Here is a 13,323-nt window from a genome sequence, read left to right on the forward strand (position 1 = left end):
CGCCGAGCAGGGCCACGCCTCCCGCCACGGTGCCGCCCCGGCCGAGCGCGGCGAGCGCGGCCCGGACGTCGTCGGAGACGCGCGCGGGCCTTCCGGCGAATCGGACGAGTCGCACGCACACCTCCCTGGCCCCCGGGCTCCCTGTCTGTGTTTATAGCGGACGGCAACCGGGCCCGCCGCGCGACGTGCGCACAAAGTAATCATTGACAGTGATTGCAGTCACCTAGTTGAGTGCTACTCCCAAGTAGGCATGGATTGGTTTCGGGTTCTGGAGGCTGGAATGCGCACACGGGCGGGTCGGGGCCCGCGATCACTGGCGATCGCGGTGTCCGCCACGGCTCTCACGGTGACCACGACGCTGGCGACGACGATGACGACGGCTCCGGCCGCGCTGGCGGGGGACGGGACCACACCGGTCACCGACACCCTCGGCGCGCTGCTGTCGACGGCGGAGGCCACCGCGCCGATGACGGTGCTCGTACACGGTGTCGATGTCGGTGCGGCCCGGGACGCGGTCGGCACCGCGGGCCTGACGGAGATCACCAGCTTCGACCGGATCGGCGTCGTCGCGGCGACCGGCACGGCCGACGAGGTTCGACAGGTGCGCGACGCCGAGGGCGTCACGTATGTCGAGAACAACGACCCGATCGAGGTCTACGCCAGTTCCGGTACCGAGGCCACCCGGAGCCTGCCCGCCCGGGAGACCCTCGTCGACGCCGAGGGCAGGCCGCTCGACGGTACCGGTGTGGGCATCGCCGTGATCGACACCGGCGTGGATCCGCTGCACCCGGCGCTGCGCGACTCCGACGGGGGAACGCGGGTCATGCGCAACCTCAAGAGCCTGTGCCTCCAGGAGAGCACCGGCACCGACTGCGTGGTCGACGTGCCGACGAGTCTCGACACCGACACCCTCTCCCTCGGCGGGCACGGCACCCATGTCACCGGGATCGCGGCGGGTAGCGACTACCAACTGTCGGACGACACCCGTGTGGGTGGATCGGCACCCGGGGCGAAGGTCGTGTCGCTGTCCACCGGAGCCGCGCTGGTCATCCTCGGCGCGAACGCGGCGCTGAACTGGGTGCTTGAGCACCACGACGCGCCCTGCGGCGCGGGCGTGCCCGCCTCGGAGTGCCCGCCGATCAAGGTGGTGAACAACTCCTACGGCCCCGGCGGAGGGGGCGAGTTCGACCCCGGCTCGGCCACCGCGAAGCTCCAGCGCGCACTGGCCGAGGAGGGCGTGGTCACGGTGTGGGCCAACGGCAACGACGGCGGTGACGGCTCGCGGAACCTGTCCAACCCGCCCGGCCAGGACCCCACTCCGGGTGTGCTGTCGGTCGCGTCGTACAACGATCAGGGGAACGGCAGCCGGGAGGGCACCGTGTCCGACTTCTCCTCGCGCGGCGCCGCGAGCGACCCGGCGACCTGGCCGGACTTCTCCGCGCCCGGCGAGAACATCCTGTCCTCCTGCCGCCCGTACCAGCCGATCTGCGCGACCGGGGGCGCGGCGGTGAACGGGCCCGGTGCGCTCGACCTCGGCACCTACAACGTCCTCAGTGGAACGTCCATGGCCGCGCCTCAGGTCACCGGCATCGTCGCCCAGCTGTTCCAGGCGAACCCGCAGGCCAGCCCCGGACAGGTCGAGCACGTGCTGAAGTCGACGGCGCACAAGTACACCGACGGCGCGGCCTACGAGCCGGTGGGGGACTACACCTCCAGCTACGACAAGGGCACGGGCCTGGTCGACACCGTCGCGGCGGCCACCGCGTTCGGGGCCCGCACTCCGTGACGGACCCCCGGCGTGCGGCCGGTCCGGGCACGCGGTACTCCACTCGGGGTCACCGTCGTTCGGACCCGGCCGCACGCCGGTGTGATTTCTGGTGCTCGTGTGGCCAAACGGGTGACCGCGGTGCAGAATGTCAGTGGAGTCGCCTCGGGAAGATCGTTCCGTGCTGACGAGGTCGTAGGGGAAGACGCCCCTCGTCGAGTAGCGGAGGTCAGCAGTGAGCACTCGTGGCGTGGTGTACGTCCACTCGTCGCCGTCTGCGGTATGTCCGCACGTCGAGTGGGCGCTTTCCGGCACGCTCGGTGGCCGGGTGGACATGCGGTGGACAGCACAGCCCGCCGCACCCGGTCAGCTGCGTGCCGAGTGTGACTGGCGCGGGCCCGCGGGCACGGGCGGCAGGCTCGCGTCCGCGTTGAAGGCGTGGCCGATGGTGCGCTTCGAGGTCACCGAGGAGCCCAGCTCCGGCGTGGACGGACAGCGGTTCTGCCACGTGCCGGGATTGGGACTGTGGCACGCGCGCACGAGTGCCAACGGCGACATCGTCGTGGGCGAGGACCGCCTGCGCCACCTCGTGTCCCGCAACCGGGCGGGCGAGCAGCTCGCCCACGAGCTGGACACCCTGCTCGGCACGAGCTGGGACGAGGCACTCGAACCGTTCCGCCACGCGGGAGACGGCGCCCCGGTCACCTGGCTGCACCAGGTCGGCTGACCGGCGCCCCGAGACGTCAGTGGGGGAGTGGCACGACCGCGGCGCGGATGTGCCACTCCCCCACTCGTCGCCGGAGCCGGGCCCAGCGGGCCCGTGCCGACTACGCGGTGACGAACAGCAGGGCCGTGTTGTGCCCGCCGAAGCCGAACGAGTTGCTCAGTGCCGCGGTGAGGTCCGCCTTGCGCGGCTCGCCCGCGACCACGTCGAGCTCCACCTTCGGGTCGAGGCTGTCCAGATTCCGCGTCACGGGCACGATTCCGTGGTACAGCGCGAGGATCGTGGCGATGCCTTCGACCGCGCCCGCACCGCCGACCAGGTGGCCGAGCGATCCCTTCGGCGCGGTCACGAGGGGCTGGTCCCCGACCGCCTTGCGGATCGCGGCGGCCTCGCCGACGTCACCGACGACCGTGGAGGTGGCGTGGGCATTGACGTGCCCGACCTCGGCGGTGGACAGCCCCGCCATGCGGATCGCCTGCTCCATCGCGGCGATCTGGCCGATGCCGTCGGGGTGGTTGCCGGTGATGTGGTGGGCGTCCGAGGTGATGCCGTAGCCGCCGAGCCGGGCGTAGACGCGCGCACCCCGCGCGGCGGCGTGGTTGGCCCGCTCCAGCACGACCGTGCCCGCGCCCTCACCGAGCACGAACCCGTCGCGGTCGGCGTCGAACGGCCGGGAGGCGTGCTCCGGGTCGTCGTTGCGGGTCGACACCGTGCGTGCCTGGGCGAATCCGGCGATCGTGATGGGCGCGATGCAGGCCTCCGCACCACCGGCGACGACGACGTCCGCACGCCCGGAGGCGATCATCTGGTAGCCCGTCGCGATGCCCTCCGCCCCGGAGGCACACGCCGAGGCCGGTGAGTGCACCCCGGCGCGTGCCCTGAGGTCGATCCCGACGTGCGCCGCAGGGCCGTTGGGCATCAGCATCGGCACCGTCAACGGGGAGACCTTGCGGATGCCGTGCTGTTCCAGCAGGTCATCCTGGTTGAGCAGGGTGGACGGTCCGCCGATGCCGGTGCCGATGGAGATCCCGAGCCGCTCGGGGTCCACGTCGGTGTGCTCGTCGGTCGGCTCGGTGAACCCGGCGTCGGCCCAGGCCTCACGGGCCGCGAGGAGCGCGACCTGTTCGCAGCGGTCCAGCCTGCGTGCCTGGACGCGCGGAATCCGCTCCGTCGGTTCCTCGGCCAGCGGCGCGCCGATGCGCACCGGCAGGTCGTGCCGGTCGACCCAGTCGGCCTCGATGGCCCGGACGCCGTTGCGGCCGGCGAGCAGACCGTCCCACGTGGAACCGACGTCCGGACCGAGCGGCGTGGTCGCGCCGAGTCCGGTGATGACGACGTCGGTGGTGCTCATCGGTGTCTCCCCCCGAGGTGCGACAGACGGACGTTACTTCGAGTTGGCCGCGACGTAGTCCACGGCGTCGGAGACGGTCTTGAGGTTGGCCAGTTCGTCGTCCGGGATCTTGACGCCGAACTTGTCCTCGGCCTGCACGGCGATCTCCACCATCGACAGCGAGTCGATGTCGAGGTCGTCGACGAAGGACTTCTCCAGGCTCACCTCGTCCTGGGCCACGCCCGCGACCTCCTCGACGATTTCGGCGAGGCCGGACAGGATCTCGTTCTTGTCTGCCACTTCGGCGTTCCTTCCTGGGTTTGCGCTTGCGGTGTCGCGACGGACCTTACGCCGTCGGCGTCAGTGGTATCACGGGCAGACGAGCACCTGCGCCGCGTAGGAGAGCCCCGCTCCGAAGCCCACGGCCAGGATCACGTCACCGCTGCGCACGGTGCCCGCCGCGCGCATGTGATCCAGTGCCAGCGGAATCGAGGCCGACGAGGTGTTGCCCGAGTAGCGGATGTCGTCGGCCACCACCAGGTCGTCGCGAGCGCCCTTGGCCCGCAGGCGCTTGGCGATGGCCTCGACGATCCGCAGGTTCGCCTGGTGCGGGATCAGGACGTCGATATCGGACAGAGCCAGCCCGGCCAGTTCGACCGCCCGCAGCGCGACCGGCGCGATCTGCGTGGTGGCCCAGCGGAAGACCGACTGTCCCTCCTGGAACAGGTAGCGGTCGTCGCGCATGTAGATCATGTCGACCAGATCACCCGCGCTGCCCCACGTGACCGGCCCGATCCCGGGCTCCCGCGACGGGCCGACCAGGGCCGCGCCCGCACCGTCGGCGAAGATGATCGCGGTGGAGCGGTCGTCGTGGTCGACGACGTCGGTCAGCTTCTCCGCGCCGATCACCAGCACCCGCGTGGCCGAGCCCGCGCGGATCAGGTCGGAGGCCACGCCGAGGCCGTAGCAGAAGCCCGCGCAGGCGGCGTTGAGGTCGAACGCGCCCGCCGCCGCGATCCCGATCCGGTCGGCCACCTGTGCCGCCGCGTTCGGGATGGGCGAGGGCATCGTGCAGCTGGGAACGATGACGGTGTCCACGTCGGCCGGTGCCACCCCCGCGTCGGCGAGCGCCTTCGCCCCCGCGGTCACGGCCATGTCCACCACGCCCTCGTCGCTGTCGGCGAAGCGGCGCTCGACGATGCCGACACGGTCGCGGATCCACTCGTCGCTGGTGTCCATCCGCGCGGCGAGATCATCGTTGGTGACGACCCGGTCGGGCTGGGTGCTGCCCACACCGAGGACGCGAGCGGCCTCGGCTCCCCGGGGGAGCGTGAGGGCGGGCCGGCTCGTGCTCATCGCGACTCCCGCAGGTCGTCCGGCGTCTTCACCGCGGTGGCGGTGCCGACCACGCCCTTGAGCTCACGCTTGACCAGCCCCGTCAGGGTTCCCGCGGGTGGCAGCTCGACGGTGTGGTCGACCCCGAGGGCGCTCAGTCGTGCCATCGTCAGGTCCCAGCGGACCGGCCGCGTCACCTGGGAGACCAGCCGGTCGAGGTACTCGGCTCCGCTGGTGACGACCTCGCCGTCGGCGTTGGACAGCAGGGGCCGCACCGGGTCAGCCGGAGAGAGCGAGGCCACGTGCTCGCGCAGCGCGTCCTGGGCCGAGGTCATGTAGCCGGTGTGGAAGGCGCCCGCCACCTTCAGCGGACGCACCTTGGTGCCCTCCATCGGCTCGGCCACGATCCGCTCGATCTTCTCCGCCGCGCCGGAGGCCACGATCTGCCCGGCGCCGTTGCGGTTGGCGGCCTCAAGACCTTGCTCGTGCAGCCACGCCACGACCTGTTCCGGGTCGCCGAGCATGACCGCCGCCATGCCGCTCGGTTCGGCGTGGCAGGCCTTGGCCATCTCCGCCCCGCGCACCGCCGCGAGAGTGACCGCGTCGTCGGGGGAGAGCACGCCCGCCACCGCGGCGGCGGCCAGCTCACCCACCGAGTGCCCCGCCACGGGCCCGTCGCCGGGCCTGTCGGCGGGCAGGTGCTCGTGGGCGAGCAGCGAGGCGGCGACGATCAGCGGCTGGGCCAGCGCGGTGTCCTGGATCGCCTCGGCGTCGGCCTCCGTGCCGAGGTGGAGCAGGTCGAGGCCGCTGCGCGCCGACCAGCGCTCGATCGTGTCCCGTGCGCCGTCGAGTTCGAGCCAGGCGGAGAGCATGCCGGGGGCCTGGGACCCCTGTCCGGGGCAGAGAAGCGCGGTGGTCACTCCTGTAGGGAACAGGGTCACCGTCCGCGTGGGGGATGCCGCCGAGTGACCAAGTCCGTCCGGTCAGGTTGTGGAAGCTCTACAAACACGACGCTGACCAGCGACGAGGTGCGGTGAGCGCGGCCACATCGCGCGCCCTGGACACAGCGCTGTCGGGGTCGTTCTAGCGCGGAGATCGCCACATCGGCGTGTGAGTCGTACCACAACAAGTCGGGCAGCCGGGGCGCGTCGTCACCACAGCCCGCGGGAGCGGGCCAGCCGCCCGACCGTCAGGGCCGTCCGCAACACCAGCGCGTCCCGGGGGTCGCCCGCGTTGCGGCCGGTGAGCTCGGCGGCCTTGCGCAGCCGGTACCGCACGGTGTTGGGGTGGACGAACAACTGGCGGGCGCACGTTTCGAGGACCCCGCCGCTTTCCAGGTAGGTCTCGATCGTTTCCAGCAGGGCCGGGCCCGCTTCCTCAAGCGGCCGTGCGATCTGCTCGACGAGGACCCGTTCGGCCTCGGCGTCCCCCGCGAGCGCGCGTTCGGGCAACAGGTCGCTCGACCGCGTGGGGCGCGGTGCGGCGGGCCAGCCGACGACCGCCCGCAGCCCCGACAGCGCCTCGGAGGCGCTGCGGTGGGCCTCGGCCAGGCCCGCGACCGTCGGCCCGGCCACCACGGGACCCTCGGCGAAGGCCGTGGCGAGCATGGGCAGGATCTCGCGGTCCCGCTGGGTGTCGTCGGTCGGGCCCGACACCACGACCACCAGCCGGGAACCGTGCACGCCCAGCAGCACCGGCCTGCCCACCCGGGCCGCCTTGCTGCGGACCTCGAACACCACCGACGGCGGATCGTCCGACGGAGGGTTGCCGACCAGCACGGTGGCGCTGCCCGCCGGGTCCCACCCGAGGGCGGCGGCGCGCGAGAGCACCGACTCCTCGGCGTCCCCGCGGACCACGCCGTCCACCACGAGCGCTTCGAGTCGCGCGTCCCAGGCCCCGCGAGCCTCGGCCGCCGCCGCGTAGGAGTTGGCCGCCGCGAACGCGATCTCCCGTCCGTACCGGAGGATGCCCTCGGTCAGCGCGGCGCGTTCGGCCTCGTCGGCGGCGAACTCGGGCAGGTGCTCCTCGAACACCTCGATCGCGAGGCGGACGATCTCCACGGTCTGGCGCAGGCTGATCCACCGGGACAGTTCGCGGGGCGCCGAGCGGAACGCCTCCGTGGTCAGGCGCAGCGCCTCCTTCGAGTCCCGCATCCACCGCACGAAGCCCGCCGCGCCCGCCTGGGTGATCAGCAGGACGCTCGCGCGCTGGTCGGCGGGCATCCGGGCGAACCACGGCAGCCGCTCCTCCAGCGCGGCCACGCTCGCTTTCGCGAGCCGCCCCGAGGCGTGCTCCAGCTCGCGCAGCGTGGTGGACGACAGTCCGTGATCGTTCGTGCCAGACATCGTGCCCGAATCCTACGCCGAGTGCCGTCGAGTGCCGCGTCACACGAGTACCGCGTCCGTGACGTGCGGAAAAGACGTGTTCCCGGCGATCGCGCGGGGCCGGGCCCGCCGGTGCGGGTTCGTGGCGCGGGACCGCCCACGGCGCGCCGGTCCGGGCGCCACGGGCGGTCCCACTTCCCCGGTCCCCACCGGTTGTTCCACTATGGATCGCGGGTTCCGGTGCCGCCACCGGGCTCACTCGTTCGTGCCGCGGGTGCGCACGAGGTCCCGGCCGGCCGCCGTCGGGGACAGCGGTCGCGGCACGGGACCTCGCGCGTCCTTCCTTACGCGACGCCCGAGTCGGACGTCTGCGGCCCTGCCGCCGTCACGTCGTGGATCTCGTACCGGCGCGCGGCCTCGGCCACCGTCTCCCGCGTGACCTCGCCGCGCCGGGCCAGCATCGTCAGCACTCCCACGGTGATCGACTCGGCGTCGACGAGGAAGTACCGCCGCGCGGCCGGGCGGGTGTCGGAGAAGCCGAACCCGTCGGTGCCCAGTGTGAGCATGTCGGTCGGCACCCACGGGCGGATGAGGTCGGGCACCGCGCGCATCCAGTCGGAGACCGCGACGACCGGGCCCTCGGCCGAGGCGAGCGCGCTGGTCACGTACGGCGTGCGCGCCTCGTCGGCCGGGTGCAGGAAGTTGTCGCGATCGACCTCGACGGCTTCGCGCCGCAGCTCGGTCCACGACGTCGCCGACCAGATGTCGGCCCGCACGTTCCACTCCCGCTCCAGCATCTCCTGCGCGCGCAGCGCCTCGGGCATGGCCACGCCCGAGACGAGGATCTGCGCGCGGGGACCGTCGCCGGACGGCGCCGAACGGTAGTGGTAGAGCCCCTTGAGCAGCCCGTCCACGTCGAGGTCCTCGGGCTCGGCGGGCTGCTGGTAGGGCTCGTTGTAGACGGTGATGTAGTAGAAGACGTTCTCACCGTTGCCGTCCGGGCCGGTCTCGCCGTACATCCGGCGCAGGCCGTCCTTGACGATGTGGGCGATCTCGAACGACCACGCCGGGTCGTAGGCCACCACGGCCGGGTTGGACGCCGACAGCAACAGCGAGTGCCCGTCCGCGTGCTGCAACCCCTCGCCGGTCAACGTGGTGCGGCCCGCCGTGGCGCCGAGTACGAACCCGCGCGCCATCTGATCGGCCGCCGCGTACAGCCCGTCGCCGGTGCGCTGGAACCCGAACATCGAGTAGAAGATGTAGATCGGGATCATCGGCTCGCCGTGCGTGGCGTACGAGGTGCCCGCCGCGGTGAACGACGCCGTCGAACCAGCCTCGTTGATGCCCTCGTGCAGGAGCTGGCCGTGCTCGGACTCCTTGTAGGCGAGCATGAGCTGCGCGTCGACCGAGGTGTAGTTCTGCCCCTGCGGGTTGTAGATCTTCGCGGTGGGGAACATCGAGTCGAGGCCGAACGTGCGGGCCTCGTCCGGGATGATCGGCACGAGCCGCTGCCCGACCTCCGGGTCCTTGGCCAGCTCGCGGATCAGGCGGACGAACGCCATGGTCGTGGCCACGTCCTGCTTGCCCGAGCCCTTCCGGATCGAGTCGTAGACCTTGTCTCCGGGCAGCACCAGCGGCTTCGCGGTCGACCGGCGCTCCGGCAGGTACCCGCCCAGCGCCTTGCGGCGGCCGTGCATGTACTCGATCTCGGGGGAGTTGTTCCCGGGGTGGTAGTACGGCGGCAGCTTCGGGTCGCGCTCCAGCTCCTCGTCGCTGATCGGGATGCGCTGGGCGTCCCGGAACAGCTTCAGATCGTCGAGGGTCAGCTTCTTCATCTGGTGGGTGGCGTTGCGGCCCTCGAACGCCGGGCCGAGGCCGTATCCCTTAATCGTGTGGGCCAGGATCACGGTCGGCCTGCCGTGGTGCTCCAGCGCCGCCTTGTAGGCCGCGTAGACCTTGCGGTAGTCGTGCCCGCCCCGCTTGAGGTTCCAGATGTCGGCGTCGGACAGGTTCTTCACCAGGTCCTTGGTGCGCGGGTCCCGGCCGAAGAAGTGCTCCCGGACGTAGGCCCCGTCATTGGCCTTGTACGTCTGGTAGTCGCCGTCCGGCGTCGTGTTCATCAGGTTGACCAGCGCGCCGTCGCGGTCGGCGTGCAGCAGCGCGTCCCACTCGCGGCCCCAGATGACCTTGATGACGTTCCAGCCCGCGCCGCGGAAGTACGTCTCCAGCTCCTGGATGATCTTGCCGTTGCCCCGCACCGGGCCGTCGAGCCGCTGCAGGTTGCAGTTGATCACGAAGGTGAGGTTGTCGAGTCCCTCGGCCGCGGCCACGTGGATGAGGCCCCGCGACTCCGGCTCGTCCATCTCGCCGTCGCCGAGGAAGGCCCACACGTGCTGGTCGCTGGTGTCGGAGATGCCGCGCGCGTCCAGGTAGCGGTTGAACCGGGCCTGGAAGATGGCGTTCATCGGGCCGAGGCCCATGGACACCGTCGGGTACTCCCAGAAGTGCGGCATCAACCGGGGGTGCGGGTACGACGGCAGGCCCCCGCCCTCGCCCGCGTGGGAGTACTCCTGCCGGAACCCGTCGAGCTGGTCGGCGCTGAGCCTGCCCTCCAGGTAGGCGCGCGCGTAGATGCCGGGGGAGGCGTGGCCCTGGATGAAGATCTGGTCGCCGCCGCCGCTGTGGTCCCGGCCACGGAAGAAGTGGTTGAAGCCCACCTCGTACAGGGCGGCCGAGGACGCGTAGGTGGAGATGTGCCCGCCGACGCCGACGCCGGGCCGCTGCGCACGGTGCACCATGACGGCCGCGTTCCACCGGATGAACGCGCGGTAGCGGCGTTCGAGTTCTTCGTCACCGGGGAACCAGGGCTCGTTCTCGGTGGGGATGGTGTTGACGTAGTCGGTGGCGGTCAGTGGCGGCACGCCCACGTTGCGTTCCCGGGCCCGCTCGAGCATGCGCAGCATCAGGTAGCGGGCGCGCTGCTGACCGCCCCGCGCCAGCGCGGCGTCGAAGGAGTCCAGCCACTCGGAGGTCTCCTCGGGGTCGATGTCGGGCAGGTGCGCCGCCAGTCCGTCGCGAATGACGCGGACGCGCGCCGGTGCTCCCTGGCCGGGCGCTTCCGCGCGGCCGGCCTCGTTGTTCTCGGGGGCCAAGGGATCTCCTCGCCGGTTATCGTGTCGCTTCGTTCGATCGTGTGTCATGGTCGTGCCGGGCGCGGCGTCCGTCAGCAATTACTCTGCGGTAACATTGAGCCGTTCGTAACACCGTGCTCCGTCGTGGCCCGGTCCTGGTGGAACCGCACCGTCCAGCCTAGTTCAACACCGGGCGTGATGGTCGGGGTCAGGTTGCCGGAAACGGCCGCCGAGCAGGGCCGAACCGGCGACCGGGCCGCCCGGGGCACGGCCCGTGGCGCCCGCGCCGGTGTTGCTCCGGTGTGGACGGTTGCGCTCGGGCCCGTGGCAGTGTTCGCTAAGCCCATCCGTGTACGTACCGTGCGGTCGTAGGCCACCGAGGTGGCCGGCCGTTGGAGCACTCGATGTTGGAGGAGTGAGAAGTCGTGGTCGCCGCGGGAGACGCTGACCAGAACAGCGTCGCCGAGAGGCTCGGAATCAAGCCGGACATGGTGGTCCAGGAGCTGGGCTGGGACGAGGACGTCGATGAGGATGTCCGCGCCGCCATCGAACAGCACACCGGTGGTGAGCTGCTCGACGAGGACGCCGACGAGGTCATCGACGTGGTGCTGCTGTGGTGGCGCGACGGGGACGGGGACCTGGGTGACGCCCTCGTGGACGCCCGTGCCCCGCTCGACGAGAACGGGGTGGTGTGGGTGCTCACGCCCAAGACCGGCCAGCCCGGGCACGTCGAACCGAGCGAGATCGCCGAGGCGGTGCCCACGGTCGGTATGTCGCAGACCTCGAACCTCAGCGTCGGCGAAGGGTGGACGGGGACCCGGCTGGTGCCCCGGTCCGCCCGCCGCTGACCGTCGGTGCCCCGGTCCGAGGACCGGGCCGGGGCACCGACGGCGTTGCCCGGACTCCTGTGCCGCACGATAGGCTCGTGCACGGCACATCGGCGTACGGTGTGCCCGCTTTCGTGTGTGCGGCGAGCGACCGCGCACCGGGCGGGCCGCGGCGCCGGACACCGACGAGCGAAAGGTTTGCGCACCCATGGCGGTCGAGGTCGGTTCGAAAGCCCCGGACTTCACGCTCAACGACTACAACAAGCAGGAAGTCACGCTCTCCTCGTTCCGCGGGGACAAGCCGGTTCTGCTCGTGTTCTACCCGTTCGCCTTCAGCGGCGTCTGCCAGGGCGAGCTGTGCCAGCTCAGGGACGACTTCGACCAGTACACCGGTGTACAGGTCCTCGGCGTCTCCGTGGACACGCCGTTCGCCCTCAAGGCGTGGGCCGAGCAGCAGGGGTACCAGTTCCCGCTGCTGTCGGACTTCTGGCCGCACGGGGAGGTCGCGAAGGCCTACGGTGTGTTCGACGAGAACGCGGGGCTGGCGAAGCGGGGTACCTTCCTCATCGACACCGACGGCACCGTCCGGTTCGCCGAGGTGAACCAGCCGGGCGAGCCGCGTGACCAGGAGGCCTGGAAGAAGGCGGTCGCCGACCTGGCCTGATTCCGGCCGCACGCGCGGTTCGTGGGACACGGCGACCCCGTCCCGCACGGGGCCGCCGACGGGCGCATAGCTCAGCGGAAGAGCACCTGCCTTACAAGCAGGGGGTCGCAGGTTCGAACCCTGCTGCGCCCACCACCCGGCTTCGACCAGCGATCGCGTCGGGGGTGTTCCGGCACGGCCCTTCGTCGCCGGGTCGTCCACGCTCCCGGTCCGTGACGCTGTGCTCAGACGTCTCTGGGTGTTCCGAGGGCGCCGGTGCGCGCGGGACGCGGCGAGGACGTTGCCGATCCGTGATCGACTCGCGTTCGCGATCGCATATCCTCGTCGCCGGTATCCGAATTCGAACGGTGAAGGCGGCTGTGCGCACAGGTTCTGGTGACGGGGATGACGGGGGAGCCCGGGACCGGCGCGGCCCCGGCCGGACGCGGTGGTGGGTGTCCCTGCTTCCTGCGCTGGTGGCCGTCGGGCTGGTGTTCGCCCTCGTGGTCGTGGTCCCCGCGCGCGACGGACCGGGTACCACGGCGGCGGGCGGCTCCACCACGGAAACCCCGTTCCGCGACGACCCGCCGACCGTGGCGGCCATCGGGGACAATCCCCTGCACAGCAGCGTGGTCCGTCCGGCGTCCGTGGCCTGCGAGTTGCCCGAACCGGGTAGCGCCGTCTCCCGGTTGAGGGCCTTCTACGACGCGTTGCTGCGTTGCCTCGACCGGTCGTGGCGCCCGGCTCTCGACGCGGCCGGGGCCCGGTTCGGGCCCGCCCGGGTCAGCATCGCCGACGCGCCGGAGACCGCCTGCGGGCCGCTGCCGCCCAGCGCGGAGGCCACCGGGCTCTACTGCTCCACCGACACCACCATCTACCTGCCCCGCTCCCGCACGCTCGACGCCTTCGGGCTCAGCGTCGAGGCCCACGTCGCCACGCTCGCCCACGAGTACGGTCACCACGTCCAGCACCTCAGCGGCATCCTGGACGACGCGGGCAGGATGCTCGGCCGCTACGCCGAGGACGGGCCCGCCGACCGCGAGATCGGCAGACGGGTCGAGCTCCAGGCCAACTGCCTGGCCGGGACGTTCCTGCGTCAGGCGCGCGACGGCGGCGCGTTCGACCGGGAACTGGCCGAGGCCGCCGTCGACGACTTCCGCAACTGGGTGGACAGCGACACGCACGGCGCGGGCGACACCCAGCGCGGGTGGGCACTGCGCGGCTACCGCGACGGCGGCGCGGGC

Annotated in this window: 11 protein-coding genes and 1 tRNA gene; 6 read left to right on the forward strand and 6 right to left on the reverse strand. The window is 71.6% G+C overall.

What is annotated here, in order from left to right; all coding sequences use genetic code 11:
* Positions 1-280: 280 nt before the first annotated feature.
* Both SACSA_RS0118610 and SACSA_RS0118615 read left to right on the forward strand, forming a co-directional pair.
* Positions 281-1,786 (forward strand): S8 family serine peptidase, encoded by a 1,506-nt coding sequence (locus SACSA_RS0118610; RefSeq protein ID WP_019819231.1) that lies wholly within the window; start codon positions 281-283, stop codon positions 1,784-1,786.
* A 214-nt stretch (positions 1,787-2,000) separates the two neighbouring features.
* On the forward strand, positions 2,001-2,492 hold the full coding sequence (locus SACSA_RS0118615; protein ID WP_028662030.1) for a DUF3145 domain-containing protein: 492 nt from the start codon (positions 2,001-2,003) through the stop codon (positions 2,490-2,492).
* Between the two features lie 100 nt (positions 2,493-2,592).
* Here SACSA_RS0118615 and SACSA_RS0118620 read toward each other — a convergent pair whose 3' ends face one another.
* The 6 genes from SACSA_RS0118620 to aceE form a co-directional block, all read right to left on the reverse strand.
* Positions 2,593-3,840 (reverse strand): beta-ketoacyl-[acyl-carrier-protein] synthase family protein, encoded by a 1,248-nt coding sequence (locus SACSA_RS0118620; RefSeq protein WP_019819233.1) that lies wholly within the window; start codon positions 3,838-3,840, stop codon positions 2,593-2,595.
* A 33-nt stretch (positions 3,841-3,873) separates the two neighbouring features.
* Positions 3,874-4,119, reverse strand: a complete 246-nt coding sequence (locus SACSA_RS0118625; RefSeq protein WP_019819234.1) for an acyl carrier protein — start codon at positions 4,117-4,119, stop codon at positions 3,874-3,876.
* 69 nt (positions 4,120-4,188) lie between these two features.
* The gene (locus tag SACSA_RS0118630; RefSeq protein ID WP_019819235.1) at positions 4,189-5,175 is read right to left on the reverse strand and encodes a beta-ketoacyl-ACP synthase III; all 987 of its coding nucleotides are present in this window, start codon (positions 5,173-5,175) and stop codon (positions 4,189-4,191) included.
* Positions 5,172-6,074, reverse strand: coding sequence for an ACP S-malonyltransferase (locus SACSA_RS0118635; protein WP_269634823.1), 903 nt, complete (start codon positions 6,072-6,074; stop codon positions 5,172-5,174). Before SACSA_RS0118635 ends, SACSA_RS0118630 begins: the two co-directional genes overlap by 4 nt.
* Positions 6,075-6,305: 231 nt before the next feature.
* The gene (locus SACSA_RS0118640; protein WP_019819237.1) at positions 6,306-7,499 is read right to left on the reverse strand and encodes a PucR family transcriptional regulator; all 1,194 of its coding nucleotides are present in this window, start codon (positions 7,497-7,499) and stop codon (positions 6,306-6,308) included.
* A 323-nt stretch (positions 7,500-7,822) separates the two neighbouring features.
* Positions 7,823-10,630 carry a pyruvate dehydrogenase (acetyl-transferring), homodimeric type gene (gene aceE / locus SACSA_RS0118645; RefSeq protein WP_019819238.1) on the reverse strand — a complete coding sequence of 936 codons (2,808 nt, stop codon included), beginning with the start codon at positions 10,628-10,630 and terminating at the stop codon, positions 7,823-7,825.
* Positions 10,631-11,034: 404 nt separating this feature from the next.
* On the opposite strand from aceE, the gene SACSA_RS0118650 reads away from it, so the two are divergent.
* The 4 genes from SACSA_RS0118650 to SACSA_RS23765 form a co-directional block, all read left to right on the forward strand.
* On the forward strand, positions 11,035-11,457 hold the full coding sequence (locus SACSA_RS0118650; RefSeq protein WP_019819239.1) for a DUF3052 domain-containing protein: 423 nt from the start codon (positions 11,035-11,037) through the stop codon (positions 11,455-11,457).
* A gap of 187 nt (positions 11,458-11,644) precedes the next feature.
* Complete coding sequence (locus SACSA_RS0118655; RefSeq protein ID WP_019819240.1) at positions 11,645-12,100, forward strand: peroxiredoxin; 456 nt, start codon at positions 11,645-11,647, stop codon at positions 12,098-12,100.
* Positions 12,101-12,160: 60 nt separating this feature from the next.
* Positions 12,161-12,235 (forward strand) — tRNA-Val (locus tag SACSA_RS0118660).
* Between the two features lie 299 nt (positions 12,236-12,534).
* Positions 12,535-13,323, forward strand: a 789-nt coding sequence (locus SACSA_RS23765) for a neutral zinc metallopeptidase (RefSeq protein ID WP_019819241.1), incomplete at its 3' end; no start/stop codon positions are given.

It is taken from the genome of Saccharomonospora saliphila YIM 90502, from assembly GCF_000383795.1.
GTDB lineage: Bacteria > Actinomycetota > Actinomycetes > Mycobacteriales > Pseudonocardiaceae > Saccharomonospora > Saccharomonospora saliphila.

What these genes read in the sequence shown, in the direction of transcription:
- SACSA_RS0118640 (WP_019819237.1), bottom strand. Translation starts at nt 7,499, where the DNA reads ATGTCTGGCACGAACGATCACGGACTGTCGTCCACCACGCTGCGCGAG.
- SACSA_RS0118655 (WP_019819240.1), top strand. Translation starts at nt 11,645, where the DNA reads ATGGCGGTCGAGGTCGGTTCGAAAGCCCCGGACTTCACGCTCAACGAC.
- SACSA_RS0118610 (WP_019819231.1), top strand. Translation starts at nt 281, where the DNA reads ATGCGCACACGGGCGGGTCGGGGCCCGCGATCACTGGCGATCGCGGTG.
- SACSA_RS0118630 (WP_019819235.1), bottom strand. Translation starts at nt 5,175, where the DNA reads ATGAGCACGAGCCGGCCCGCCCTCACGCTCCCCCGGGGAGCCGAGGCC.
- SACSA_RS0118620 (WP_019819233.1), bottom strand. Translation starts at nt 3,840, where the DNA reads ATGAGCACCACCGACGTCGTCATCACCGGACTCGGCGCGACCACGCCG.